The 26,591-nt window shown below is 55.9% G+C and carries 28 protein-coding genes; 12 read left to right on the top strand and 16 right to left on the bottom strand.

Annotation, left to right across the window (positions count from 1 at the left end; genetic code table 11):
- Window positions 1-16: 16 nt before the first annotated feature.
- Entirely contained in the window at window positions 17-1,243 is a 1,227-nt protein-coding gene (locus OHL21_RS16730) for an alginate lyase family protein (RefSeq protein WP_263418431.1), read from the bottom strand.
- 17 nt (window positions 1,244-1,260) lie between these two features.
- A complete protein-coding gene (locus tag OHL21_RS16725; protein ID WP_263418430.1) occupies window positions 1,261-4,614 on the bottom strand; it encodes a carboxypeptidase regulatory-like domain-containing protein in 3,354 nt (1,117 codons plus the stop codon).
- A 280-nt stretch (window positions 4,615-4,894) separates the two neighbouring features.
- On the opposite strand from OHL21_RS16725, the gene OHL21_RS16720 reads away from it, so the two are divergent.
- From OHL21_RS16720 to OHL21_RS16690, 7 genes are all read left to right on the top strand, one after another.
- Window positions 4,895-6,130, top strand: coding sequence for a hypothetical protein (locus tag OHL21_RS16720; protein ID WP_263418429.1), 1,236 nt, complete (start codon window positions 4,895-4,897; stop codon window positions 6,128-6,130).
- Window positions 6,131-6,542: 412 nt separating this feature from the next.
- Window positions 6,543-6,893, top strand: coding sequence for a PadR family transcriptional regulator (locus tag OHL21_RS16715; protein ID WP_263418428.1), 351 nt, complete (start codon window positions 6,543-6,545; stop codon window positions 6,891-6,893).
- Window positions 6,886-7,860: a hypothetical protein gene (locus OHL21_RS16710; RefSeq protein ID WP_263418427.1), complete on the top strand. Its 975-nt coding sequence runs from the start codon at window positions 6,886-6,888 to the stop codon at window positions 7,858-7,860. Before OHL21_RS16715 ends, OHL21_RS16710 begins: the two co-directional genes overlap by 8 nt.
- A 62-nt stretch (window positions 7,861-7,922) precedes the next feature.
- Window positions 7,923-8,054, top strand: a complete 132-nt coding sequence (locus tag OHL21_RS16705; RefSeq protein ID WP_263418426.1) for a hypothetical protein — start codon at window positions 7,923-7,925, stop codon at window positions 8,052-8,054.
- Between the two features lie 522 nt (window positions 8,055-8,576).
- Window positions 8,577-9,275, top strand: coding sequence for a DUF6624 domain-containing protein (locus OHL21_RS16700; protein ID WP_263418425.1), 699 nt, complete (start codon window positions 8,577-8,579; stop codon window positions 9,273-9,275).
- A 176-nt stretch (window positions 9,276-9,451) separates the two neighbouring features.
- The gene (locus tag OHL21_RS16695; protein ID WP_263418424.1) at window positions 9,452-10,111 is read left to right on the top strand and encodes a hypothetical protein; all 660 of its coding nucleotides are present in this window, start codon (window positions 9,452-9,454) and stop codon (window positions 10,109-10,111) included.
- On the top strand, window positions 10,108-10,899 hold the full coding sequence (locus OHL21_RS16690; RefSeq protein WP_263418423.1) for a TIGR03435 family protein: 792 nt from the start codon (window positions 10,108-10,110) through the stop codon (window positions 10,897-10,899). The genes OHL21_RS16695 and OHL21_RS16690 overlap by 4 nt, the downstream gene beginning before the upstream one ends.
- 59 nt (window positions 10,900-10,958) lie before the next feature.
- On the opposite strand, the gene OHL21_RS16685 is transcribed toward OHL21_RS16690, so the two are convergent.
- From OHL21_RS16685 to OHL21_RS16675, 3 genes are all read right to left on the bottom strand, one after another.
- Window positions 10,959-12,716, bottom strand: coding sequence for a serine hydrolase domain-containing protein (locus tag OHL21_RS16685; RefSeq protein ID WP_263418422.1), 1,758 nt, complete (start codon window positions 12,714-12,716; stop codon window positions 10,959-10,961).
- A gap of 148 nt (window positions 12,717-12,864) precedes the next feature.
- Complete coding sequence (locus tag OHL21_RS16680) at window positions 12,865-13,386, bottom strand: hypothetical protein (RefSeq protein ID WP_263418421.1); 522 nt, start codon at window positions 13,384-13,386, stop codon at window positions 12,865-12,867.
- A 79-nt stretch (window positions 13,387-13,465) separates the two neighbouring features.
- Complete coding sequence (locus OHL21_RS16675; RefSeq protein ID WP_263418420.1) at window positions 13,466-13,987, bottom strand: RNA polymerase sigma factor; 522 nt, start codon at window positions 13,985-13,987, stop codon at window positions 13,466-13,468.
- Window positions 13,988-14,247: 260 nt separating this feature from the next.
- Here OHL21_RS16675 and OHL21_RS16670 point away from each other — a divergent pair, with 260 nt between their 5' ends.
- Window positions 14,248-15,075, top strand: a complete 828-nt coding sequence (locus tag OHL21_RS16670) for a TIGR03435 family protein (RefSeq protein WP_263418419.1) — start codon at window positions 14,248-14,250, stop codon at window positions 15,073-15,075.
- A gap of 42 nt (window positions 15,076-15,117) precedes the next feature.
- Here OHL21_RS16670 and OHL21_RS16665 read toward each other — a convergent pair whose 3' ends face one another.
- The 3 genes from OHL21_RS16665 to OHL21_RS16655 are packed head-to-tail and all read right to left on the bottom strand — an operon-like array spanning window position 15,118 to window position 16,721.
- Window positions 15,118-15,333, bottom strand: coding sequence for a hypothetical protein (locus OHL21_RS16665; protein WP_263418418.1), 216 nt, complete (start codon window positions 15,331-15,333; stop codon window positions 15,118-15,120).
- A gap of 9 nt (window positions 15,334-15,342) precedes the next feature.
- Window positions 15,343-15,765, bottom strand: a complete 423-nt coding sequence (locus OHL21_RS16660) for a DUF6908 domain-containing protein (RefSeq protein WP_263418417.1) — start codon at window positions 15,763-15,765, stop codon at window positions 15,343-15,345.
- Complete coding sequence (locus OHL21_RS16655) at window positions 15,762-16,721, bottom strand: ArdC family protein (protein ID WP_263418416.1); 960 nt, start codon at window positions 16,719-16,721, stop codon at window positions 15,762-15,764. The genes OHL21_RS16660 and OHL21_RS16655 overlap by 4 nt, the downstream gene beginning before the upstream one ends.
- A gap of 704 nt (window positions 16,722-17,425) precedes the next feature.
- Here OHL21_RS16655 and OHL21_RS16650 point away from each other — a divergent pair.
- Entirely contained in the window at window positions 17,426-17,650 is a 225-nt protein-coding gene (locus OHL21_RS16650; protein WP_263418415.1) for a hypothetical protein, read from the top strand.
- 329 nt (window positions 17,651-17,979) lie between these two features.
- Here OHL21_RS16650 and OHL21_RS16645 read toward each other — a convergent pair whose 3' ends face one another.
- Window positions 17,980-18,912, bottom strand: a complete 933-nt coding sequence (locus OHL21_RS16645; protein WP_263418414.1) for a hypothetical protein — start codon at window positions 18,910-18,912, stop codon at window positions 17,980-17,982.
- A 438-nt stretch (window positions 18,913-19,350) separates the two neighbouring features.
- Between OHL21_RS16645 and OHL21_RS16640 the strand changes: the two genes are divergently transcribed.
- Entirely contained in the window at window positions 19,351-20,331 is a 981-nt protein-coding gene (locus tag OHL21_RS16640) for a DUF2971 domain-containing protein (protein WP_263418413.1), read from the top strand.
- Between the two features lie 28 nt (window positions 20,332-20,359).
- Here the strand turns inward: OHL21_RS16640 and OHL21_RS16635 are convergent, their stop codons facing one another.
- From OHL21_RS16635 to OHL21_RS16620, 4 genes are all read right to left on the bottom strand, one after another.
- On the bottom strand, window positions 20,360-20,686 hold the full coding sequence (locus OHL21_RS16635) for a hypothetical protein (protein WP_399258774.1): 327 nt from the start codon (window positions 20,684-20,686) through the stop codon (window positions 20,360-20,362).
- Window positions 20,638-20,940: an HK97 family phage prohead protease gene (locus tag OHL21_RS16630; protein ID WP_263418411.1), complete on the bottom strand. Its 303-nt coding sequence runs from the start codon at window positions 20,938-20,940 to the stop codon at window positions 20,638-20,640. The genes OHL21_RS16635 and OHL21_RS16630 overlap by 49 nt, the downstream gene beginning before the upstream one ends.
- Window positions 20,919-21,293, bottom strand: coding sequence for a phage major capsid protein (locus OHL21_RS16625; protein WP_263418410.1), 375 nt, complete (start codon window positions 21,291-21,293; stop codon window positions 20,919-20,921). Before OHL21_RS16625 ends, OHL21_RS16630 begins: the two co-directional genes overlap by 22 nt.
- 137 nt (window positions 21,294-21,430) lie before the next feature.
- Window positions 21,431-21,607, bottom strand: a complete 177-nt coding sequence (locus tag OHL21_RS16620; RefSeq protein ID WP_263418409.1) for a hypothetical protein — start codon at window positions 21,605-21,607, stop codon at window positions 21,431-21,433.
- Window positions 21,608-21,807: 200 nt separating this feature from the next.
- On the opposite strand from OHL21_RS16620, the gene OHL21_RS16615 reads away from it, so the two are divergent.
- Window positions 21,808-21,975, top strand: a complete 168-nt coding sequence (locus tag OHL21_RS16615) for a helix-turn-helix domain-containing protein (protein WP_263418923.1) — start codon at window positions 21,808-21,810, stop codon at window positions 21,973-21,975.
- A 68-nt stretch (window positions 21,976-22,043) separates the two neighbouring features.
- On the opposite strand, the gene OHL21_RS16610 is transcribed toward OHL21_RS16615, so the two are convergent.
- Together OHL21_RS16610 and OHL21_RS16605 are read right to left on the bottom strand one after the other, a co-directional pair.
- Complete coding sequence (locus OHL21_RS16610; RefSeq protein WP_263418408.1) at window positions 22,044-22,307, bottom strand: hypothetical protein; 264 nt, start codon at window positions 22,305-22,307, stop codon at window positions 22,044-22,046.
- A 349-nt stretch (window positions 22,308-22,656) separates the two neighbouring features.
- Window positions 22,657-23,406 (bottom strand): hypothetical protein, encoded by a 750-nt coding sequence (locus OHL21_RS16605; protein ID WP_263418407.1) that lies wholly within the window; start codon window positions 23,404-23,406, stop codon window positions 22,657-22,659.
- A gap of 121 nt (window positions 23,407-23,527) precedes the next feature.
- Between OHL21_RS16605 and OHL21_RS16600 the strand changes: the two genes are divergently transcribed.
- A complete protein-coding gene (locus OHL21_RS16600; protein WP_263418406.1) occupies window positions 23,528-23,800 on the top strand; it encodes a helix-turn-helix domain-containing protein in 273 nt (90 codons plus the stop codon).
- Between the two features lie 47 nt (window positions 23,801-23,847).
- Here OHL21_RS16600 and mobF read toward each other — a convergent pair whose 3' ends face one another.
- Entirely contained in the window at window positions 23,848-26,589 is a 2,742-nt protein-coding gene (gene mobF, locus OHL21_RS16595) for a MobF family relaxase (protein WP_263418405.1), read from the bottom strand.
- Window positions 26,590-26,591: the final 2 nt, after the last annotated feature.

The following is a 26,591-nucleotide window of genomic DNA, read 5'->3' as shown; positions in this document are numbered from 1 at the left end:
GTTCTTTTGTGCCGTGTCAGGCTTTTTTACGCTGTTGCGACGGAAACCAGAGCAGCGGCTGCCGTACGGGATAGTTGCGGATGATCTCGGCGTCAGATGGGTCAGGATTCAGAGTCTTCCAGAGAGCGATGTACTGGGGCTGATTGCATTCGAGCCCTGTGAAGAGCAAGCCCGGGGAGCGCACAGGAAGAGAATCGAAGTGCTCGACGTCCTTCTTGTAAGGCCATGAAGACTTGTCCTTCAGATAGGGATAAAGAAACTCCGCTGCCTTGCAGATTCCCCGGCCGTCTGCCAGCTTGAACTCGTAGAGATTTTCGCTGCTATCACGCAACGACTGGCAAAGCATCGCAGCCACATCGAAGTTGAAGATGGAGTAGCTGTATGGCTTGGTACGCGCCAGCTCCTTCGGAAAGCTGCCATTCGTGCCGAGTTGATCAGGCATGAAGACCGTCTTGTACTGCTCAGCGACTTCCTGGCGGGTCTGCTGATCGCCGATCAGGCGAGCGAACTCCGCAGCCTGCAGCGCCCAGCAGACAGCGTGATTGTTCAACGTCTTCTTTTCGGCGATTCCTTTTTCACTCGTCTTCAGCCAGCGCAGATAATCGCGGAACCACGCGTGCAGCGCCTGCTGATCGGCTGTGCTCATCACCGCCGGAGCAATATGTGATGCGGCCCGGGCCACCTCAACCAGGTGCAGTGTATCGATGATGCCGAAGTTGCGGCCGGTGGTCACGCCGTGGACGCCCTGCGAGTATTCGAGGTTGGTATTCATGCGCGTCTCAGGTGTGATGAACCAGGCGCGCAGGTGAGCCGCGGCATGATCGGCATAACGGCGATCGCGCGTGAGCAGCCACGCTGCCGTGAGCGCGGGCACCTGAATCGAGAGCGCGATCATCGCTTTGCGATGGTCGTTGAAGTTATTCGGATTGCTCTGGCCGTCACGATTGATGTACGGCCCATTCGGATCGGCCGGGTTGGGCCAGAAATAATCAGCTTCCGAGAAGAAGTCGTGCGGTCCGCCCGGGCTTCTGTCCGAAGGGAAGGATGTAATGGTTGCGGGTTTCAGAGCAAGGTAGTTGCGGGCGGCCGTCATAATGCGCTGACGGTCGGTGCTGGCCACCAGATCGTAGCCGGCAGCGTGATGCTGTGCCCAAAGCCGGGCCGGCGGCAGCTCAAATAGAGCCGCCGCCGTAGCGCCGGTGCAGAAGGCACGGCGGGACACTTCCATGATTGCGTCTCGCACGTAATTGCTCCCTGTGGTTAGAAGAGGATTCGTCCGCCAATCTGAATCTGGCGAGGTACGCCGTAAGCCCCGGTGATCTTACCGAAATTGCCGGAGTTGAGCGAGGTCGTCGGATTGCCAAGATTGACGAGGTTGAAGACATTGTTGACCTCGGCACGAAGCTGGAACTTCACCGCCTCATAGACGCCGAAATCGCGGAAGAGCGCGGCGTTGATGACACGGTTGCCAGGGCCGAAGAAGTTGTTGCGGCGGGTTGTGCCGTCCAGTCCAGCAGGTCCGACGCCCGCGGGGCAAGTAGCCGTGCTGCCGGTATAGGAGCAGAAAGCAGCGGGGTTGAAGTATGCGTTGGTCTTGTCGGCCCGCGAGCGTCCGCTGGTGATACCCACATCGGCTTTGCCCGAGAGGTTAGCGCGATCAGAGGTGTAGCCGTCGAAGTTGTTATCCACTCCGGTGGTCACGCTGAACGGTGTGCCCGCGTTGAGTTGTGCAATGCCGGAGATCGTCCAGCCGTTCACCACCTCACGCACATAGCGCGGCGAGCTGGTGAGGAAGGCGGGCTTCCAGATTGCGGCGATATTCGCCTGGTGACGCAGATCGGTATCGCTGCTGCCGTACTCATCCTGCATACGGTTGAAGTCCTGTGCGGTGCCGATGACAGCGCCGCTGTTATTCACCGAGGCGCTCGACAGCGTCTTCGACCAGGTATAGAAGGCCTTGACCGAGAACTGATGGCTCAGACGCTTCTCGCCCGTGATCTGCAGACCGTGATAGTTGGCCCGCTGCTTGGACTGGATGAGGTTAATGATGCCGAGACCTCCCTGAATGGGACGCCGGGAATCATAGTTGTTGGTGGTGCTCGCCGTCACGCCATTCACTGGATTCGTGACATTGGCATAGAGCGGGTAGTTGATATCCGGAGCAAAGGGAACATCATGGCTGAATGAACCGACATAGCTGACGGAGACAGCGATCGAGTTCGTCACCTGCTGCTGGACGGAGAAGTTGGTCTGATAGACGTACGGCCACTGGTAATCCGGATCGATACCCTGAACCTGTGCCGGAGTGATGAACGGACGCGGGTTCTTCGGATCATAGACATAGGGATATGGATTGCCATTCGGAAAAGAGCGCGGATCGCCATAGATGTCCGTCATCGACTTGATGAAGCTATAGCGATTGCGGACAGCGAAGGGCTGGAAGTTGGAGACGCCATTCCATTCATTACCGGAGACAGAGCCGAAGAATAGGCCGAAGGCTCCGCGAACCGCCGTACGGCCGTTGCCGAATGGATCCCAGGCAAAGCCTACGCGAGGCGAGACATGATGCCAGCGGGTCGCAACGATGCCGCGATCGACTCCCTTATCGCCAACGACCAGCAGACCGGTCGGAGCCGTGGGATACACCGTCGATTTCTGTCCGGCGATGAAGGTTGACTGACGGTCCTTCGGATCGGTCGGCGATGTCTGCACATCCCAACGAAGACCCAGGTTGAGGGTAAGGTTGCGGAAGAGGCGGTAGTCGTCCTGAGCGAAGATGCCGCTGAACCATGAGTTATCAGCCGCCTGAACAGGGGAGTCCTGATTCATCGTGGCCGGAAGACCGGCGATGAAGTCAGAGATCTCCGCATTGGTGCGTGCGTTCGTACGCTGGAAGGCGAATACACCGTAGTTGTTCAGGTAGGTGTACTGCAGATCCTTGTTCAACGAGGTCTCGGCGCCGAACGAGAAGGTGTGTTTGCCGCGTGTGACGCTGACAACATCACGCAGCGAGTAGAAGTTGGTTCCGGTAACAGGACCGCTGATGGCCTGAGCAGCGGTGAAGTATCCGCTGACGGTAAGCTGTGGCAGCATGGACGCGCCCTGAATACCGAAGCTGGAGCCGAAGTCAGCCAACGACAGTTGCGGCGTATTGATACGGCCACCGATCATGCGGGTGTAGTTCAGCCAGATCTGGTTGACGACATTCGCCGACGGTGTCCAGGTATCGGAGAGGTTGCCGTTCTGCTGGCGATAGACGAAGTTCTGGCGTGACCAGTCAATGTTACCGCCCGGGCTCTGCTGCTGATTGCCGGCCGTGTTGAAGTACATCCCCTGCAGGCGATGAGTGCCAATCTGGTGGTCGACCTTGATGAGAAACTCGTCCGTATTCAGCGTGCTGGGAATGATGCCCTGCCAGCGATAGGTCGTACGGCCGGAGGCGGTGTCGATACCAGTCGCATTGGGAAGGGGAATACGGGCGAGAAGGCGCTGTACTGTGGGATCAAGTTGGCTGGCTGCCAGCTTGTTGCCTGGGCGGGGTGTGCGGGTGACCGGGTCGCAAACGACAAAGACGACGCTCGACGTGTTGCTGGGGCAGCTCGTCGGTGTTCCACTTGCAGGCAGGTTGGCGCTGAAGTCACCGGCGCGCTGGGCAGCAGTCGGAACCAGAGCGCTGTTGTAAGTGCTCGATGTGATCTGGCGCAGACCGGCGTAGGAGCCGAAGAAGAAGGTTTTGTCCTTCCAGATAGGACCACCCAGCGTTGCTCCGAACTGGTTCCGATGCAGCGGAGCTTTCGGACCGGGGGCACTGAAGGCCGGAGCCGCCGCGAAGTTGGTCTCGCGATGGAACTCGAAGATCGATCCGTGGATCTTGTTGGTGCCGCTCTTCGTGACAACGTTGACCAGGCCGGAAGACATACGGCCGTAAAGGGCGTTGTAGTTGTTGGTCTGGACGTTGAACTCGCGTAGCGCATCCGGGTTGGGCAGCACGTTACCGGTGTTGCGGATGAAGGTCATGTTCAGTCCGCCATCGAGGTAGTAGCTGACAGAGCCGACAAAGTTATCGGTTCCGCCGTTCATGTAGACCACCTGCTGCGGATAACCCAGGGTATTGACGTTGGAGTTCGCCTGGACGCCCGGGGTGAGGGTGAGCAGGTCGTAGACGTTACGGTTAACGATCGGCAGGTTATCGACTTCCTGGTTGGTGACCGTACGGCCCAGGGTTGCGTTCGAGGTCTCAACCAGCGGAAGCTCGTTGGACGAGACGTCAACGGTCTGTGTCGCCTCGCCGATATTCAGGCTGGCATCGAAATGGACCTCTGCATTCAGCGTCAGCACGATCCCTTGCTGCTGCTTGCTCTGGAAACCGGCAGCCTCAATCTTGAGGGAATAGGTGCCGACCGGAAGGAAGTCCAGACGGTAGGCTCCGTCGGAGCCGGATGTGACTCGCCGGGTGAACTGTGTTTCCTGGTTGGTCGCTGTGACCTGGGCGCCCGGGATAACCGCACCGGATGTGTCCTGGATATTGCCGACGATCGTCGCCGTGGTGAGCTGCGCCTGGGCCATTCCTGCAACCAGCAGGAACAACAGCAGCAGTCTGCCGAACATTCTCATATGTACCTCCTAAAAGCGCCTGGCGTTTGAACCTGTGCATGTGCCAGAGCCCTCCGCCACGCCGCGGAGCCCGCCTCCTCACCTGTTGTCAGGGTGTATGGGCAAAGCAGCGCTCACCATCGTTTCCCGTAGGAACGACTTGCAAGTGACTCACGGTTTGTATCCGGTGGGTGGACAGTAAGTCTTTTGTATGTAATGAGATGGATATATTGTTGCAGCTTGTTTCAAACGTCGGGACGCGCCGTCTGTGATTGCCGTATGATGAACTCTGCCCCGGAATATGAGCACCACAAAGACAGATTGGGCGGCTTGGCAGCCGGTCACCGCGCAGGAAAGGGAGACCGTTCTGCGGGAGATGGAGTCGATTCTCGCCAGCCCTCACTTCTGCAACAGCAAGCGGTATCCGGCGTTGCTGCGGTATGTGGTGGAGAGCTCACTGAACGGAAGGGGAGACCTGAAAGAGCGAACGCTGGGCATTGAGGTCTTTCAACGTCCGGCGGACTACGATACCAATGCGGATACGATCGTCCGCTTTACGGCCGGTGAGGTTCGGAAACGGCTGTCGCTCTACTATCGCGACCATCCGAACGATCGTCTGCAGATTGTCCTGCCGACAGGGTCGTACACACCGGAGTTTCTTCTTTCGGAAGAAGAGCCGGCCGGCGCTCCTGTATTAAAGGAGGAACCAGCTACGGCTCTTCCGGCGGACGTGCTTCCAGAACTGGACGCCGTAGCTGCCGGGGAGACTGCATCGTCTTCTTTCAGACATCGCCGTCGTAACTGGATCGCGGGCATCAGCCTGTTGCTATTGGCGGCAGTGGCGGTCAGCCTATGGCGGTTCCGGCCGCACCGTGCAGATGTGGTCGATCAGTTCTGGCGTCCGATTGCAAGTGAGGGGCGCAGCACGCTGCTCTGTCCCGGAGGCGTAGTCTTCGCTCCCGAGCGAGCATCGGGTGTGGCCACCGCAGGCAAGGATATTCAATATCCGTTTGTCTCGATGCAGATTGCTACCGCAATCGGACAACTCGGTGGCCTGCTGCAGCGTGAGGGTGTCCGGTACGAGGTGCAGTCGTCGGTCGCCCTGCCGTTGAACGAGCTGCGAGACCGTCCGGTGGTTCTGCTCGGTGGATATAACAACGACTGGAGTATCCGGCTGCTCTCAGATCTGCGCTATCACTTCAGCACGGAACCGGAAGGGACGATTCTGGACGCGCAGGACCCTTCAAAGCACTGGGAGCGTGACCCGACTCGTTCCTACTCGAGTGCCGATGACTATGCTCTGGTAGCGCGTTTCCGCAATCAAACTACTGGGAATATTGTCGTGGTGCTCGCAGGACTCGGGAGAAACGGTAGCGAGGCGGCGGCAGAGTTTGTCACCAACCCCGACTATCTGGAATGGCTTAAGCAGCGAATCGGCGACGGCCTCAGCCAGAAGAACATCGAGGTCGTGCTGAAGACCAGCGTGATCGACGGAAAGACCGGAGCGCCGTCGGTCGAAGCCTTCTATAGCTGGTAGCTCAGAGAGTATTTTTTGTCATCCCGAAGGCGTGAGTTGATTCTCGTATATTGCTGTTTTGGAAGAAGTTAGATACGCACTTTTTGGCTGTGCAGATGTTGTGCAGGCCATTTGTGCGATTTCATTCTTTTTGGCCGCAATGTCGCTCTCTAAGTAGTGGCCAAAAGGCTGCTCGTCGGCCATCAACGCAGCACATGAACATAACGAACCGGCCTGCCAGACTGCCTCACGAGAACTGGAGATTGTCAGGAATAAAGGGGCTCTACAGAGGGCTGAGGAATTGAGCGACGACTTGGCCGTCGCCCATCGAAGAGATCCTCTAAAGTTGCTCGCGTGAGAACTCTGAATTACGTGGCGTTGACTTACGGTCTCATTTGGCTCATGATCGTTTAACGATGTATCGATAAACGATATGCCAAGACGAAAACTCGACCCGCTGCCGACGGTTGCGTTCCACATCCTCCTCGCCCTGGCGAATGACGAACTCCATGGCTATGCCATCATGCGCGGAGTCGAGGAGCAGACCGGGGGGCGGATGCGTCTGGGCCCCGGGACTTTGTACGGGTCACTCAGGACGATGCTGGAGGCGGGTCTCATCGAAGAACTCGACGACCGTCCCGACGAAGAAGACAGCAAGGAGCGTCGTCGCTACTACCGGCTGACCGCCGCCGGACGAAAACGTGCACAGTTAGAAGCTGAGAAGCTCGTCGATCTGGTTCGTCTTGCCCGCACGAAGCGCATTCTGAGGGGGCTGCATGTCTGAGAAGATCTACGCTTGGCTCCTAAAGCTTTATCCGCGTCCCTTTCGCAAGGAGTATGCTGCCGCCGCTCTGCAATTGTTCCGGGATCGAAGTCGAGTGGAGCGCGGCCCGTTAGCCCGCTTGCGCTTGTGGGTGGATATCTTGATGGATCTCGCCCTGTCACTTCCCAGAGAACACTGGCGGCGAGAATCCGATTGGACGGAAATGGAAGGAGCTTTCCATCTCTCCGAAGAGGCCGTCTGCAGGCTAGCCAAACGGGACCTTTTACACTCACTCCTTTTTAGTATTTTCATTGCGCTCGGCATGACGGCGGGCTGGTTTGGAAGCGCGAACCGTGTGTGGCTCTTTAGTGTGTATCTTTCACTCGCGATGATTGCGATCTGGAGACTAGTCTGGATCCCGCGGAATGAGCGGCGGTGGCGGGCCTATCGGCTCATTGTTGGCACCGATCGCCTTCAGCAGATGCAGTATGGCCATGACGTCACCATTTTCAAAAACCAGATCATCAAGATTAACGAGGACCAGTATGGCTTGCGCATTTTCGGACTTCGCGAAGGCAGCCAAACCGCGATCACCTTCCCACTTGATCATCACCGCATTCGGAAGACTGCTTCATCGATCTGGATCCCCGTTGGGTTGGCAGGTTACGAACAAGCCAGAGCCAGGATCTTCGAGTGGACGAATCGAATTGGCAAGTTGAGGGCGCCGTGGTTTCAGGATTTGAAGCCGGTCTTCTTCTGCGCTGCAAGCCTTCTGCCTGCAGTCCTGCTCGTGCATCTGACCTCATGGTTCCTCATAATTGCCGTGGCTTACTACGGGCTTGTGCTGTTCGCAATGGGAGCCGATTTCATCAGACCTCTTCGACGGCCGTCCGCGCACGAGCGGCGAAATCTCCTCTTGTCCTGTTGTAATCCACCATTTCTCGTTCTTCTGGTTTTGCCGATGGTTCGGATATTTCTACCGCTGTAGACACCAGGCAGAATCAATTGCCAGGTTCACTACCCCGGCGGGCATTACCGGAGCCGCGTCAGATGCTTGAAACCTCTTCGGAATTGCAGCGTCTCTCGATGGCGAAGTTCATCGCCGCGCCAAAGATGGACATCTCAAAGCGATGGCATTGGAGAGATGACCGTTCGCTGATCAGCTTCCTGCGTTCCTTGTAACCCTGTATTCTGCGCCGGCGCACAAGACAACCATTCACGCTGGCTCGCCGACATTCCACAGATGATCAGACAAAACGCACATCCCGACTCGCAGATGTAGAATGGCGTCGTTGAGAACCGAGCCCGAAAGGAATGCCCTATGTTGAGCTTTGCCTTCGCATTACTCCTTGCGCAACCATCCGCCCCGACGGCGAAATGCGTATCTCGTGTTCGGCTAGAAGAACGGGTTATTGACGGAAAGAGATCTCTCTTGTTGTTCAATCGGTCGAAAATTGGGATCGTTGGCTACGTCGTGACCCTGCCAAACAACCCCGCCAATATATTCTCGGGAAAATTTGGCGACCCATCCCAATTGGCGCCAAATAGCTTCGTCAAACTCGGGGTGCTAGCAGATGATCAGTCGCCTTCCTCCGCAGGAATCGATTATCTTCGTTTCCGCGACGGCTCTACCTGCGGCCCAATGGCTACCAAAGACGCGAAAGATCTATTTTCGGCTCAATCTGCCCGATAGTCCGGATACCCGTGCGACGCCTCTCAATCATTGCCGCGCTGTGTTTGGCAACGGCGGCTTTTGGCCAGGATGATATCGCGTTGCAACAAGCAGCTTGGGAAAAAGCCGCTGAGGCCCGGCAAGATGCGCTAGTGAAGCTCTGGGGAGACGGTAGTAACCCTGTACTTCGCAGGAAGCTAAACGCGATGTATCTACGCGATCAGGACGCACGTAAGTTCATGATGGCACTGCCGCCGGATCAGTGGACCGATTCTCAGGAAAGACGACGGCAAGAGACGGACACTGCATTGACAGTGCAATTGAAAGAGATTGTGAAAACATTCGGATGGCCCACCTTCCGGTTAGTTGGGATGGATGGGGCGAGCCAGGCATTGCTAATCCTGAACCATTCCGCAGACCACGAGTGGCAGCGCGAGATGTTGCCGCAGTTGGAAAAGCTTGCGGAGAACGAGGAGATCCAGGCAGCCGATTTCGCGATGTTGCTTGATAAGACTCTTGTCGCCTCTGGCAAGCCGCAGCGCTATGGCATGGACTTCAAATTTATCGATGGGAAGATGCAAATGTACACGGTGGAAGATCTACAGCATCTTGCGGATCGGCGCGAGCACGTTCATCTCCCACCGCTGGCCGTTTACAAACATATGCTGGCGGAGATCTACCATTTAAAAGTGACGGATGAAGTTGCGCAGCCGGAACCGCTAAAACCATAGCTTTAGTAGGACTTCCTTTTCGACGGCTTCAATCCACCCGGAGTATCCGCGTTGGATGTGCATAGCTGGAGTTCGAGAAATTACGACGGCAGGAGAAACCGTTCGCTGACGAGACGTCGACTTCCGAGGAGTTATCGTAGCAGCCGCGAGACTGAACGTCAGGGGTACCCTCTTCAATGAACGTGCCAAATGCAGCGGCAATGATTGTCATTCTGCTTGTGTTCTACGTGGGCACTCGCTACTGCGCGAAAGTGATCCGCAGGGAAATTGCGCCTCGTATCGCGACATGGTTGATCTTCGAGGTGGGCGTGCTTATGAGTTTGGCAACCTACCTTTCAGAGAACAACCATAGCCTTATCAAGGCTGCGCTCAACGTGGCGGACAGCCTTCAGGTCACCGTAATCCTGCTAGTGCTTTTGGTTGAACGCAGAGGCCAGAGGATTCGATTCACTCGAAACGAGCTGCTCTCCTTAGCGATCTCCTGCGCTGCGGCAGTCGTCTGGATGATCACGAAGACCGGATGGATCGGCTTTATCGGATTCCAGTTAGTCATGTTCGTAGCCTACTTCCCGACATTTGAGAGTTTGTGGCGATGGAGGCCAGGTCCCTCGCCGGAACCCATGGAAAAGTGGAGCATCAATGTACTCATCACACTCATTGGAGTTGTCGTTGACATCACTGGCCGACGCGACTATCTGGCAATGGTTTATCCGCTTCGGGCGTTCATTCTCTGCATCGCCGTCGTAGCCCTTATTCTTCGATGGAAGCGCAAGAACAGCATTCCTCGTAGGCGGTCGCTGTTAGACTCGCGAAGAGTTGAGCGAGGTGTCCGATGAATTTGGTGACACGAGTCTTAATTGTGAGTTTTGTTTTAAACATTTACTTGTGTCCAATTCATGGTGAACCGGACAGTCGAAAATATACTTTCGATGAAATCTCGATTAAGAGAGAAGAGCCGAACAATGGTGGCCTACAGCTTGAGATAACAAAGGCTGGAAGATTCAGAGCTACCCATCTCACCGTAGTAGAGTTGGTGCAAATGGCCTTTGAATTGCCAGCGCCTCTGGTCGTCGGCGGCCCTAAATGGCTCACGGAGGAACGCTTTACGGTCAACGCGGTAACTGAAGACGCGGTGGCCGAACGGCTCAATGCCTTGAGTAGAGATGCTAGAAAGACGGCGCAACTAGACATGCTGAAGGATCTCCTCCAATCGAGATTCGGATTCAGGTCGCACTGGGAGCGGCGAAATCTCAGTCACTATAAGCTGATTTCTGGCGTTCCCAAAGGGCAGATCGAGACGACTACGACCGGATATTCCGTTGATGGAGGGCAGGACTACGTTGATATAGAAAGCGCTCAGGCGATGGCTACGCTGGCGCGCTTTCTGACGGATCGATTGCACGTCTTGGTTGTTGACGAAACAGGCATCAAAGGCGCCTACAAACTCCATCTGAAGTGGGGAAAGCCAGAAGGGGATAGCAAGAACCCTGGGGACCCAGAACTCATGGAACTACCTGCAATCAAAGACGCATTGAAACAGCAGTTAGGGCTCATTTTGAAACATGACAGCGGTGCTGTTCGAGCTCTGGCGATAGACGACGCATCGATTCCATCCCCGGAATAGGCGTTTCGGCTTCATTCATTCACGCGTTCGACCACTGGCAATTCGATCCAACATGCTGATCAATAGTCACCAAGTGAAATTGCGGGGTTACCTACCAATCGCTCGCTGACGTGCTCACCAATACGGTCCGCGAAGCTACCTTGCGATCCGATGCCGGTGTTTAGCAAAACGACGGCAGCATAGTCCCTCTGTGGATTGAAAAAGGCATAGGAGCTGAACCCACCGGTGGCTCCATTGTGCCAGTAGTTTCCTGATGACGGATCGTAAAGCCAAGCGAGTGCCACCTTCTGCGGCCCCATTGCCTCACCACGTAGTTCGTGATCTTGCGTGATAGCACGCGAGATGGTTTTCGCCGCGGCCGACCCGTTGGCGGGCTTCACTCCTCCAGGATGCAGATTGGCTTCGAGATAGATCAGCATGTCGGATGCTGTTGACCGGATTGCCCCTGCTCCCGCAAAGGCATCCAGGTCCCATGCATGTGCGGGAGCATGGTCGCCGGTATGGCCAGGCAGGAAGCGCGCCTGTTGTTCAGGTGAAAGCGCAACCGTCGTGTCATGCATCCCTAGCGGTTCGAGCACTTCATCTTTGAGAAGCTCGGGATAGGATCGTCCTGCACGAACCGAGAGTGCTTGGCCCAGTAAGCCAAAACCATAGTTGCTGTAGACGAATGCAGTCTTCTCAGGCTTTTCCACCCCATGCTTTGCGAGAAAAGCATACATATTTGCGGCATGGTAATCGGCGTAAGGATTGCTCTGGTTAGTTGGCGCGAAATTATCTGGCATCCGCGGCAGCCCCGAGTGCTGTGTCGCGAGATCGAGGAGCGTGATCTCAGCTCCAGCCGGCTTCCCCACCGTGCCTGTCGGCAGCAACTCGCGCACCGGATCTTCCAATTTCACTTTGTTCTGTTCCACCATCTGAGAAAGGATCAGCCCGGTAAAAGTCTTAGTGATCGAACCGATCTCGTAAATCGAATCCTCCTTGGCTGCACCGTAGTAGAAGACCTGCCGCACTCCGTGGTCCACGATCGCAATCGCGACACCTGCTCCCGTTCCAGGAGCAAGCTCACCTGATTTCAGCGCGGCAGCGAGATCGCGATCAAGTACGGATTTGAGATCCGGTGCTTGGACTGGAGCCATCGCTGCATCGAACGCCGGTGGCGGAATGGGCTTGGCCGCGATCTCCTCCTTTTGCCGCGCGAGCGTTAGCGGCCGGACGTTGTTGTTCTGGCTCCACGTACCTGCAAGCACGTTTCCATCCGGGGAGAGTTTGCCTGCGTAATGCCCCTTCACAACCGGGATATCGAAGGTGAAGTCATCGCCACTGAATGTCACCGCACTGCAATCAAGTCCCGTGGCATGCTGATCAAGACTGTCTAGAGAGCAGTACTCCTTTCCGCTCCTGTCACTCTTAACCCGCACCTGGATTCGAAGCGATGCGCCGCCCGCCTGCAAGTTGCCTAGCCAAGTGCCATCTACGCTCGAGGGTTTCTCCGCAGGGACGAAGGTATCGCTCGTGAATACCAGGGGCATGGGATTCCCCTGGTCCCATGTGCCCGTCAGGACTTTGCCGTCGACAGAGATGGTCCCCCTCCATGTGCCATGCACACTCGGAACCGAAAAACTAAGTGCTTCATCTTTCCGTTTGAAATCTGTACAGGCAATTCCGTTTGCTCCTTGATCGGGGCTGTCGATCGTTCCATCAAGCCCCCCCGAAGCATCAGATTTCAGATGAAGCCGGAGATGCAGAGAACCGAGTGTTCCGATGTAATCACCAGAGACAAGCGGAGAGGCCGTCTGCGCCTTTGCACTAAATGGCATCGTTATGACCAAGACGCTCGCCAGCAATCCGATTGCGGTTCGACGAGGAAGTGAAAGGATATCCAGGGTTGTAAACATAAAAGGCTCACCTCTTCTTTGCTGATTGCAGGAACTCGACAACATAATTCTTCAAGATGTTCGAGGGATTCTAGGGACGCGAATCTCCGTTATCACCGAGGTCGTTCAGCTCGTCGATTTGAGCCTGAAGCCTTGCGGCGGCCCTCCGGTTCAACCGCCAGGCAACTAAGAAAACAGCGGCCATGATAGCGGACGGGCCAAGAGAGTTGAGGATAAGGTGCTCCAGGTTTTCCGGATGTGCCGCCCACCGATCGAGTATCGATCCCACGACAAAGACCGTAAGCCCCGGCACAAACGGAAGCAGGTACCAGGACCAGATGGTCTGCAGTGCATCGCGCTGACGTTCCAGGGTCTTCCTGTGGAACTCGATGCAGGGACTCAGGCCCATGTCCGCAGGAGCAGGCCGTAAGGACGCACGCCGATGCAGTTGATACATGACATAAAGCGTTCCCGCAATGATGAGTCCTGAACCCAGGCGCACCAATAGCCCGTGAAACTTCCATTCGTAGCGCGTGAAGGCCGCGATCACGACCGCGCCTGCCGCGTACTCCCTTACGTTTCGCCAGAATATTCTGCGCTCGAACTTGCGCATCTTTTGGCGAAAATCCCCCCGACGGATTCCATACGGGTCCGAAGGCTGGCTTTGCCAAAGGTTTTTCAGATCTTCGGATTCATCGGCCATGTTCGCCTCCTATGTGAAAACGGCGAATGAGAATGTTCTTGATGCGATGAATCTTCGTGGCGACGTTGCCGGGCGAGAGCCCTGTCACTTCGGCGATTCCACCCGCGTCGACGCCCTCTAGAAACAGCAACATCAACTGCCGGTCGAGCGGTTTTAACTCGCGAATCAACTCCATCAGACGCTCAATCGCCATGCGTCGATCAGCAACGCTTGCGGTATCAAACCCTTCGTCCGCCAGATCAAGCCCGTCGATGCTGACAGGCTGGCGCGCCTTTGATCGGCGATCGGCATCAACATGGGACGAGGCAACGTTATGCGCCACCCGGTAGATCCAGGTGCGGAGAGAGCAGCGCGCATCAAATGATTCAAGGCTTCGCCACAACGCAAGATGAATCTCTTGCAGCAGGTCGCGCCGTGCTTCAGGGTTCGCTTCGTATGCCCGCGAAAGGCGATCGAGCGCTGGTCCGTGTGTGCGAACCGCCTCCTCGTAGAGGTCTTCGCGGCTTGCCATAGTCTGAGATTTCCCTTCTGTACAAGGTAGTCGGCGGAGTGGCCAATTTCTTACAGACTTTGAAAGAAAATCGTCGACGGATAATGCCAACGAGGTACGACGATATTCGTTGACATACGACACAAGTCGTACTAGTCTCCGATCTATGAGTCCGGCCCTACGTCTATCCGGACTGCTGAATCAAGAGTGAAGGCCAATCAGGATGCCTCATTGTAAGAAGAGTGAATGTACGAATCTTGATGAGGAGGTGAAGAGGTTCTATGGCAAAGGGAATCTTGGCAGTTTTGATTTATGGAGTCATTGGAATCGGGGTTATACCGTCCAGAGCTGAAGTACATTTGCAGGCTGCCGTGGGTAGTCATTCGATTCCACAAGAAACTGGCAAATCAGCCCGCTCCGCCTTTGATGTCATTTCAGTTAAGCCGAGCGATGCTTCTGATATGCGTTTTGGCGCCAGATTCACTCAAAACGGATTCGAAGCCCGAAACATTACTCCGCTAATGCTTATCCGGATGGCGTATGGCCTGTTTACCTCGAACGATGACAGGTTCAGTGGCGTGCCTGGCTGGGCAAAGACAGACAGGTTTAACATTTCCGCAAAAGTCGCCGACGAAGGCGCAGTTGGTTTCGATAAGCTGCCGCTTGACGAGCGTAGTAAATTCGTACAGTCCCTACTACGAGACCGTTTTCATTTGGTATCGCATTTCGAAGAGAGAATGAGTTCACTCCTAATCCTAGAGGTGGATAAAGCGGGTGCAAAGATTGAGGAGTCACCGGGCGACGTCAAGCCGGTTCCCATGGAAGTAAGCCGCGGTCATTTGGTGGCTCACGGTGTTCCCATCTCCACATTAGCAACGATATTGACACAACAGGTCGGCACTACCGTGGTAGATAAGACGAATCTGAAGGGGAAATACGATTTCACACTTGACTGGACGCCGGAGAGCTTATCCCTGTCACCTTCAGATTCTCCAGGAGTATCCATTTATAACGCACTCAAGGAACAGTTGGGGCTACGGTTAGAAGCGCAGAAGGGAATATTGGCGCAGCTGGTAGTAGATCATCTGGAACGCCCAACTGAGAATTAGCTTAGGCTATGGTGACTAGCTGGAAGTAAGGTGTAGTGCGTACTACAGCAAGGTCGGCAAACGTGTTTGCTCCGCTCGCAATGCCTGTAGCGGATACAGACCTTCCGCGCCGCGCGCGGGCAAATAACTTGCCTTGGAACTTAACTCCTGCCGTACAGCCGGAAACGCTGCTGAAGCGGGAAGAGGGTCGCAGGGAGAAACCGGCAAGGTTTCTCCCTTCAGCGGTTCAAAGCCGAAGAGAGGGCGGCGAACCGCCATCCTCTTCGATCAGCCGCGAATCGACTTATCGGTGAAGGCTCTCAAAAAGCCCTGCAATCTGAGGTTGGTATCCCACATGTCGGCAAACCACTCATGCCGCGCGTGCAATTCGGGAAGGGCGATGTAGTGACCATCCACTATGCGACGTGACCATTGCTCGATCGCTACGTAATCATTTCTCCAGAGGTAGGAATCGAGGCTGGCTGGTGCCCCACTCAGGGGACGTATGACTTCGAAGCACATCTCCGGATCGCGCATCAGGTCTCCATTCTGCTCGCCATAATGCGCGACCGAGATTGCAGGCAGTCCAAGCGGCCCTGGCTCCGGCACAGCCTCGATGACCAAAGCCATGTAGGGCTGATTTTCGATCTTGAGATAGAGGCTCGGTCTCCAGCCTCCGGCCTTATGAAGGATTTCGAGTATGGTTTTCATGCCGCCACCTCCACAAGTTCCGCGCTCTCGATACGCTCTGCTGTCTTGCTCGTCGCCTCGAAGCTCTCGCCAAGGATGCAATCGGCGGCACGTTGCGCATTCGCGGCGGCATGGATGACAAGGCGGTTGTCTTCCTCCAGCTTCGAAATCCAGTTCTGGATGTAGGCGGTGGTGTTGCGGTCGGTGTGTTCGTTGGCGATTCCGGCGATGGCACAAAGGAAGGCTGCACCCATTTCGGCTACCAACTCCTCTTTGCTGTACAACTCATCACCAAAGCGGTCGCCAAAGGTGCGATTCAGGCGGGTTTCGTGTCCGGTGCTGTGGATCAGTTCATGGAAGAGGGTGCTGTAGTAGTGGGGCGCATCTACGAAGCGACTTCGCGCGGGCATGTGAACGGAATCCGTACCTGGCCGGTAGTAGGCCCGGTACTCGGTGGGGTTGGTCAGATGGAGGGCGGGCCGCTTCTCCCATGCCGTCACTATGCCTTCGCAGAGTTCGTCTTCATCGATTTCCGGCGCGGTTGTGGGTTGCTCGATTTCAGGCAAGCTGAGGCCGTCGCACTGCTCTACGTTGAACACGGTGTAATGGCAGAGGATGAACGGGACGCGGCCGTCTTCGTCTGTGCCTTCATCTTCGGGCTTGGCGTGTTCGGGAAGCTGCTTGTAAAAGACAATCGGCGTTCCGCTCTCGCCTTTGCGGACATGTCCTTTCAAGTCGTGCGCCTGTTTGAAGGTGAGCCAAAAAGGTGAGCTATAGTCACTCGACCAAAGCAAGAGGACATTGATACCCCGATAGGGCTTGCCAGTGTAGAAGTTGCGCGGGAACGGGCCTCCTGCAAAGCGAGGTGTCTTCCACGGTTTCTCCCACGGAATCACGCCAGCCTTGAGGCTGGAGATGATGCGGTCGGTAACGGTCTGGTAGATACTTGGTCGGTTGCTGGTGATTGGCTTCTTCATCGCTTCTGCTCCTCGGTTTTTGCTTTTGCACGTCCGCGTTGAAACGCGGCATGTACATGCCGAACGCCTCCTGGCGAAGGCGGGGCGGCAAAGCACAAGGGAGGGGTATCTCCCACCCGGAGCCAAGCGGAGGGCGGAGCGCAGCGACGGTCTGCACAAGCGAAGGGCGGAAGACTGTTGGGAAACCCTTGTTGCTGCGCCAGGGCGGAGCCCTCAGCGAAGGTTTGGTTTCCATGTTTGTGCGCGCGTGCGCACAGGATTTACAGGGAGGGCGTTGCGGGAGGGGCACAGGCCCGCATGGTTGGGAAACGGAAACCGCCGGAGTCTTTCGGCGGTTGCAGCGCGGGAAGGGCAGCGCATCCTTCCCGGCGATCAAAACGCAGGCGGTACATCATCATCCGAACGATTGAGACGAATGAGTCCAGGGAGATTGAGTTTAGAAAGGGATAGCGTAAACGAGGGGACAAGGTGATAACTGTCACCTATCCCTGTATCTCTAGCAGGAACTAGGTGGATGAATTGTTTTGCGAGTGATTCGAATTCATCTTCGCTGGCGCATGCTCCGGAAGGCAGATCCAGGTGGCGGTTTGTCCGAAAACAGGAAGATTCGGCAACATAGGTTCATCGCCTACGATAAGCTTACGGGCTTCGCCGATGTCATCAAGTAGGCCTAATCCAAACAGCACCTAGACGGATCACAGCTCATGACTCGACAGGAAGCACTCAACCAACTTTCAATTTTCAAGGGCAACGGCCATCGTATTCTGCGTCTCCTCGATGCTTGGCCTATTTCGCCGCAACAAGAAGCCGAACTGCGAGAACTGGCGACGCCCTTAACGAAGGCATTGCAGGAAGAGTATGAGCGAGTGACCGCGACCCAGAAAAACATGACCATCTTTGAGCTAACGTTTTATTACCAAATCGCGTAAAAACCAGCAGCTAGGGGCTTCGGTCCCTAGCTTTTTTGTTTTGAGTGAGATATCGCATAACCCTTTTGAAACCGCTAATTTACACGTACCGCGTCGTGCAAAATAACGAGTTTGCGATACATGCCATACTTCCGGTCTTTGCATATATTTGCAGCTGTATCGTAGGACCCAATCGTAGGACCGTAGGACCGCATGGTCGGGCCTCTGTGCGGCGCTCCCTGGCCGGGTACTAGGGTTTTCCCGCCGCAGGCGGCCTTCAACGTCACACAGGCCCACGTGGCGCGATTGTGAGGCAACCTACGCGGCCTGTGCGCTGGCTGATTTTTGGACTAATTTCCGAACATGGATTGAATCACACTAAGGGGAAACGGCCTCGCTTTGGTCTGGAACGCCCAGTAAACGTCAAATCCCTTCACGAGCTGATAAGTCCAAGTTTCCTTGCCGTCGAAGATGTTCACCTTACAGCCCGGCTGGTCTTGGTTTGTCTTGTGACCTGCTCCAGTCACCGCTCTTGTGTTGAGGTCGATCGTGAATAGCTCAGTGGCACATTCATAGTCTCGCCTCATGACGATTGCGTCCGGGGTCCAGCTCTGTATGTCGTAGGTAACGAGTTCGGCCATAAGAGTGGATCGGCTGACCGATGCAAGAGCCTCCGTACATCGATTTTCGTCTTTGTGGCACTCGATCTTCGATGTTTGCAGCGGGGACGCAATCGTGTCACCGATTAGGTCTGTCCTCTTCCACGTGCCAGAGACATAGACGTGATCGCCGTACTGGCTCAGGTCAAGGGAAGTGCTCATGCCGACCGGCACCTGCGAATCGACGTACAGCTTTTCAACCCACACAATGCTGACACCAACGACAACCAAACAGAAGACCACGCAAAGAGCGACGAACCCTCTTTTGCGGGCCGATAGAGACTTCCACGGTACAACGGCGCGAAAGCCTACGATCTGAGCACGGACAACATATAGCAGAATGAACGCGGCAAGCCAGGCAAACGGGATGGGGCCCAAAGCCAGAAAGACGGCGGACACATTGCTGCCGCTCATCTGGATCGCCCTAGACTCTTCGCGCTTGGCTACGCAGCTCGACAGGTCTTTGTCGCGGGTGACCTCTTTGCCATAAGTGCAGACTTTATAAGCAAAAGCACCAGACCAGTTCGCCTGTTCAACATCGCTTCTGTAGCTGTAAACGGCGGCAGCAACGGCCCAGATGACCGATGCCAGTAGGCCGACCCATACCCAACGATTTAGCTTCAACGTGCCCTCGCCTTCCCAGCCACGGCAAGTTGGGCAAGCTTTTCGCTGCACTCGACGAAATCTTTTTTACGGGTTTCCGCATAACCAGCTCCATGCCCGCGTGTATATCCGAGGGAATATGAGGCTGAATGCTTGACGGAAGGGTCGCTATTGAAATCGTTTCCGTATTCGGCTGCGTGTTCTGCAGCAGCTTTCGACGCAGCGTCCGAGTAGCCTTTGCGATAGGAACCATAGGCAAATAGGCCAAAGACACAGAGCAGAGCTGCCAAAAGAACAGGTTTTCGCATAGGGCGGCAGTCTAGCAGCCCGCTGTCCATCCCGAAAGGAAAATCCCTGGTGGACGCGCCCAGACCGTCCCACGTCGGTGGCGGGTGTGTGGGTTCGCTCCGGGCTGCTATCTCACCTTTTACGAGGTGGAGGGCCCTGTACCATCGTCTTATGAGTGATCCAGTTAGCGCAGAACCAGACCTCATCAAAGATCTGCTTACGAAACCGGTACCAGAAAACCTCTGGCACTACACCACTTACAAAGCTTTTCAAGGCATCGTCGAGTCGAAGCAGATTTTTGCTACCGACCTCCGTTACCTCAACGATAGTCAAGAGTTCGTTCACGCCAACGAGTTGGCCGAGAAACTTGCCGACGAGGTCGTAGGTTCGTCCGTCGCTGGTATGACGCTGGACGGAGTGCTCAAGAGAGCCGTGAACTTAGCGTTCAATACCGGGCCCCTTCGTGCAGATCGACTTCAAGTTATGGTTGCCTCATTTTCCCATGCGCGAGATCAGCTAAGTCAATGGCGAGGCTACTCGGGAGCGTCAAGCGGAGTGAGTATATCGTTCGATCTTTCGAAGATCCGACCATTGCGGGACGACGCTGTAGTTGTATTCGCACCCTGCGTCTACGAACATTCGGAGAAGAATGCGCTTCTACGGCGTGCGCTCTCTCACATGGTTGATGCTGTAGCTGAGTGGGTGCAGGACGTTGAGAAGGCGATGCAAACAGACCCCCAGCTTCTCACCAAAATTAAGACGCGAACAGAACTTGCCTACTTCCCTGGGTTTCGACTTGATGTCCGTCTTCAACAGGCCATGACGAAGGTCAACTTCGATCTTGTCCGTGTTTGTCCGTTGCTGAAAGATTCTTCATTTTCAGAGGAGCGAGAGTGGCGTCTGGTAGTCCCGATTTCGATGGGCACGCATTTGCAAAATCCAGTTCCAATAAAGTACCGTCCCACCAGCGACACCCTAGTTCCATATATCCCGTACCCGTTATGCGGGCCTAATGAACCGGCACCAGTAAATGACCTCATCCTCGGGCCGGGAAGCCACGCCGAGGCAAAAGCGGCAACGTTCTCATTTCTCCAGGCCAATCAGATAAGGGTCATGCCTGAGGTTTCAAAGGTTCCTTATCGTGCTTCTTAGACATGGCACTTGAGTTCGGGGCAGCGTGTCAGAGAGCCGCGAACTCCGTCGCCGCCTTGGCCAGCTTCGCCATCTCGGCCACGAACGCCTTGCTCTCGTCATCGCCGTCGTCTTCGAACGCAGGGTCGTCCTCATCGTCCGGAACGTCGTACAGGGCCTTGAGGTGCTCGTGGATGGCCTTCTGGTGCCGGTCTATGGCCTTCCGGTGATCGCCGATCGCCTTGAGATGCTTCGCCCGGTCCGCATCGGACACGCCCTTCACGCTGGTCACCATCGCGGCTTCGTTCATCGGAAATGTGGCTATACTCACCTCCCACAATCGAAGTTCTTTGAGGCGGCGAACTTTCCCGTCCATCGCGTCCTTGATCGTGTCGTATCCGATGCTGAGACCTTTGATGACGCAGCCTTCAACAGCGCGTAGGCGTTCTTGGCGGTCGGCAGCTCAAGCAGCAATTGCCCTTTGACCATGAGGCCCTGCGGCGTCTCCGATGCCTCCACGGCGCCGATGGGATTTGAGGGATCATGCTGCCAGAGCAGTGGAAATTTTTTACCGGCACTCAGGGTTTTTGAAAATGCAGACGGCTCGATCAGGTCATTTCCGAGGTCCACAGTGTTGAAGACTGCACGGTGAGTTGTTCGATGGCGCGACCGACAATGTCGATTTTGTTCCATCCCGCAGTGGGAACGAGGAGGCCGGTGTTGAAAGCCGACGCCTGGGGGATGATGCCGTGCAGATTCTCACCGGTGTTATCGCCCGAGAGCAACTGAAGTTCCTCTTCGAGGTTGACGTAGTAGGTCAGGCTGGTTTGGAGGAAGCTGGCCAATTCCGTGAAGTCGTCAAGGATCTGCTTCGTCGCGGGAATCCATGTTGCGATGGTGCGGATCTTCTCACTCGAAGAGGTGAAGGTGACGGCGTTCTCCGGCTTGGTCGATGCCTCCGCCACGGGCGATGCAATGCCCATCGGCGAAGAGACCTTCCATAACCATCTCTAGTGCGAGGTCCGGCGATGTCCCAGTAGACGAAGCAAGCGGGATTTGAGAAAGGGCGGCTGAAATCTTCTTTTTCATGTGCTCCAGATCTTGAGGCGAGTCTGGATTCTCAGAACGACGGCTGACGGCTCGTTACGGTCACTGTGACGGTTTTCGCGGAGAGCCACTCTTTTCCCGAAGCAGCTTCATAGTGACTGGGAATTTCGGGAGGACGATTCGGCTGCGTCATACCGCTAACCGTTGCGAGGATGATGAAGAAACCGAGCAATACAACATTGTTGCGCATACAGGCTCTCCGTTTATTTAGACTACCCCCGTTCTCTAGTTTTGCTTGACAGTAGAGGGCCTTCTCATGGCCCGCTTAGGGCCGACGCGTCTCTGGATCCCGATAGAAAGGTACTTCATAGTGGTCATATCTCGATCATTGGGTACGTGCGTACCCAAGACCCCCGCATCTTGTTCGGTGAACGCGTCCGCGAACTGCGGATGGCTAAGGGCCTCTCCCAAGAAGAGTTGGCCGAGCGAGCCGATCTTCACCGCAATTATGTCGGCGGCGTCGAACGCGGCGAACGCAATCTCGGTCTCGTGAACATCGTTCAGCTTGCTCATGCTCTCTCTGTCAAGCCATCGAAGCTACTGGAGACAATTCCTTAAGTCAGCTTACAAACCAGGATATCTGGGACATTCTCCCGCGCATGGGCAGATCGCAGCAGGGTCATCGCCTACTCTCTGCAAAGCGATCGAATCGATCCGTGTCTTGATGCCTTCACTGGTTCTAGCTCCCCCTGTGTGTTACGGGCGAGATGGGTAATACCGAACAGCGGACGACACTCCACCTCGATCAGGATTTCCGTATCGTCATCAAACTCAATCGATAGATAAATTTCGTGGGATTTCGGGTAAGGTTCTGCCAGAGACAATCGGCGGATTCGTTTCCCCATCGCCTCGTCCATCACCAACACGGCACGTTTTGGTTTATTCATCATTTTGCATACCCTTCGTTTTCCCCAAGGATCTCGTCCGCACGCTTGTACATAGAGTTCCAACCCAGAGCACGAGCAACTCGATCCAACCTGCGGATCGTGTAGGTTTGTGTGGAGTTGATTTGACTCCAACCTTTGAATCCACAGAACAGAGCCATCCGCCTGCCGGGCGACTTCGCATCATGCCCAAACCCTTATCCGTTCTCAGCTCTTCAACAGCCACACCGAGCAGCTACGTTCCTGACTGTAACGTTCGAACGCGGCGGCATCTGTCTGTTCTTCACTCAATTGGAGCGGCGTTGGTAACCGGTCTGCCTGTATTTCTCGGCGGCAGTTCGATCGGTTCGCTTCTTCATGGAACCTCGCCTCTGCCGGAAGTGGGTTCCTTCGTTTGAGTTTGATTCGCAAGCTCGCTAAATTTCTGCTGGGCGAAGAATTGCAGCCCATCGTAGAGATTCTTCACGAACTTAGCCTCATTTTTAAAAGGGACCGATTTGCCTGAGAGATCGATGCGTTCACTCCCTGCCCAGGTATACGCCGCGAAAACCATAAGCTGCCTTGCTCGCTCGCCACTGATGCCGCGCCGAGCCCCGATATCTCGCGCGGACAAGCCACCATGTACCGAGTCGACCAGCATTTCGTAAGCCCGAGCGAATCGAGCTCGATTTTCAGGGGTGTTTTCTCTCTTGCGCACACGAAAATGAGCACCAAACCAAAGCGGAGGCGTCTCCCTTGGGAGCCGGTCGGCGTATATAGATCGGATGACAGCGATAGGCGATGGCCTGGAGGGAACACCGGCAATGCGCGAATATTGACGAAACTGTCGGTGAGCCCGACTCACCATCCAGTTCGCAGCATCCTGATCGGGTACATGAAGACCGAGAGAAGCGGCCCAGGCCCGTGCGAATGAATGGGCACCAATGCGGAGAGCTTTGGCGATCTCTTTAAACTCCCTCTCCGTCAGATAGCTTTTCCCGGCAATGTAGCGTGCCAGGCTGCGTTCACAATTGTCGCCTAGCCTCTCGCTCAGCTCCCGATGCGAGATGTCTCCCCGCAGCATTTCGATTTGTAGGAGCAGGTGATGACGAAAATCCCATTTCATGCCAGACCTCCAGGGGGAGAGACCTATTTAGAAACAAGGGCTTGCATGGGCGCACGAGAGTGCGTCGTCGCGGCTATAGTGGAACCGTGACCGTTACTTGAAAGGATGGTAGCCAAAATAGGTGTCGAAGTCAACCATAAATAATGGAGAAATTCTGGACGACTGGATTTCTCAGGCCGAAGCTGCGCGGATACGGGGAGTGTCCAAGCAGGCTATCGCCAAACTGATTGCGCGGAAGCGTTTGGCGGGTCGCGAAATCGCTGGCCGTATGCTCGTGATGAGATCCGAGGTCGAGGCTTTCACTCCGATGCCGATTGGACGGCCACGGAAGAGCACCCTCGCAAAGAAAGCGGCCCCCAAAAAGAAAGCCGCACCTAAGAAAAAGGCTGATTGAACCCCTAGCACCAATCCAGAGAGAATTAGGGCATTTGGAGTAATAAGCTACATCGAAATGCCGTGGCCATATTCAATTTGTTGCTTGGCTTCCGGCTGAGCCGCGAGACTATTTTCCAAGTTCACCTTGGGCTCATGGGCGCTCTGCTGTGACACTTCATGGCCGAGTGCAGCTGGTAGTTTCTCGCGATCGTTGGTAAAGATCTGCGCATCGTGCGCTCCTCGTGAAACGGCCACATAGGCCATACGGTTATTAAGCAGGTCTTTGGCTCCGAGCTCGGTATCGACGTGGACCAGCACTCGCTCTGCCGTCTGTCCTTGGCTGGAGTGACTAGTGACCGCATAACCATGATCTAGATGTGGATTGCGTACCGGGTCTATCTCCATGGAGCGGCCACCGTCCATCCGTAAGCTCATCCGGCCTTCGTTGATTCGCTCTACTGTGCCCATTTCGCGGTTGGCGATCTTTAGATCGTTGTCGGGCGCAGTGAACTGGATGCGATCCCCTACGGAGAACGCCCGCTCCTCCTCGCGGTAGACCGACACACCCTGCTGGCGGCGCGGATCATAGCTCTGATTCCGACCATCGAATAACGCAACCGTGATCTGGTTGCGCGCAGCATCGATGCCGATCACGCGAGCGTATTCGCCTTTCCGGATTCCGGTTTCCTTCGAGCCCCGGCTGTAACGCAAAACATCGCCGACCTCATACTTTTCTGCCCAGGTGCGGGCGGCTCCGGTGAGGTCCTGGCGCGGCGCTAACGTCTGCACCCGGTATTCTTCCGGGTTCACCGAACCACGCTGCTGCAGCTCGGCATGGATACGGCTATTAATCTCCGTGCGGGAGCGGTTGTCAGGCGAGACCACCAACGTGCTCTCGGGAGCCTTTGCATATTCCTTCGCGATGGCGTCGATCCGCTTCTCACGGCCCCTGAACTCATGCACGCGGCCCTGTTCGTCCAGCTTCTTGACCGCAGCGCCAACCTCGCCACGTGCTAGTTGCTCGACCACATTGCGCAATTCCGGATCTTTCTGGCGCACGATTTGATCGAGCGAGACAGTCTTCATCCCCGCCTGCTGCAACTGCACAAAAGGCCTTCCAGCCTGTACTGCTTCATGCTGCCTACGATCACCCACCAGCAGAACCCGGTCGTTCAGATGCAGGCGTGTTAGGAACTCATGCATCTGCTTTGTGGAAGCCAGCGAAGACTCGTCCAATACGTATAGGCGTCTCTCGCCGGTATCGGGCTTATGCCCACGCGCCAGATGCATCTGTAGCGTGGAAGTCTCAATCCCGGCCTCGCCCAGCTTTTGCGCCGCACGGGACGTGGGCGCAAAACCCTCCACAGCATAGCCCTCACGTTCGGCGCCTTCGCGGATAACGGCCAGCGTCGTGGTCTTGCCCGCGCCGGCAACGCCGTCCATCCCCACGATCTTTTCCCGCGCCGCGAAAATGTCCTCCACAGCCTGACGCTGGGAAGTATTCAGTTCAGGGTGACGGTCAATCGTATCGAACCGCTCGCGGCCTTCCAGCAGCATAGGACGGTTCTGTCCATTGCTCTGATGAAGGAGGCCGACGATCTCTTTCTCCGTGCGGATCATCTCGGCGGTGGTGATCTGCGGGCCACGCACGGACGCGGGAGCTTGCCGGAACTCGCCTGACTCAAACCTTCGCTCGACTTCCTTCCGCACCTGGCTGTACGTCACCTCACCCATGCCACGCTGCAGGGCAGTTTCATAGAGAGCGCGCCGGTCCTGAACAGCGGACTTCTCGAAAAGATGATCGCGGGCGTACGTCACCGCCCGCTGGGCGGCTTTCTCCGGTTCATGGCTTTGATGCCGGTCATGTGCCCTGGCCTGAGCAACAACACGATCCGCCTGATAGCCATACTGCGCAGCCAGTTCGCGATGCTGTCGCAGTACCTCATTCGGTGACAACAGCTCCTTACTGTCACGCGTATGATGCGCTGCTACCTGCGCGGCACCCGCTCCATCGAGCCCCTGCTCACGGAGATGATCCTTGATCTGTTCGCGGCGCGGGCTTGAGGCTTCGAGATACTCCTTCGTGTAACCCTTAATCTCAGGCTGTCCGTACCTGCCGGATTCAATCTCATAGCCCAGCCCCTGCAATCGAGAAGCTAGCTCCGCTCGGTAGATCGATGTGGCATAGTGTTGCGAGGCGTACAGCTCGTGGGATTGCACGGAGCGTGTCTGTCCATTGTCGCGCTCAGTGACGTTGAAGATGACCGCATGAGTGTGGAGCTGCGGTGCGGCATAGCCTTCGACGGGCCGCGCAGTATCGTGCTCGAAGGTCGCGGCCACAAACTTGCCCGTTGTCTCCGGTGCATGGACGTTTCCAATCCGCGCCTGCGTGTACCGCTCCAGTTCCTCCAGAGCTACGCGCACGCTATCACGGTGCGCCACTCGGACACGTTCATCACCGCCTACAAGTGCAGTTAGTGAAACTGACTTCGGAGCTGAGAAGGTTGCATCCCATCCAGCGCGATGCTCTACGCTGGTGACTTCCTTGCCGTTTTTCCCCTCGTAAGTCCGGGAGACCTGATGGCGCACAAGTTGCTGTTCGGTGAATGGATGCTGGCCTTCGGTCAATCTCGCGAAGTGTTCAGAGCCGACTTCGCCTCGCAATCCCCACTGCTCGGCCAGTTTACCTTGCCACTCGCTATGCCCCTGCTGGTCTCGGCTCCAGTAGTTTTGCCGCTCGGACGCAAACTCCCGCTCATGGTACGTCCGTACCTGTCCCGCTGACAGCGGCTTGGAGAGCGTCAGCATAA

This window comes from Terriglobus albidus, from assembly GCF_025685425.1.
GTDB classification, from domain to species: Bacteria; Acidobacteriota; Terriglobia; order Terriglobales; family Acidobacteriaceae; genus Terriglobus; species Terriglobus albidus.
This window is presented reverse-complemented; position numbering and strand designations above follow the sequence as displayed.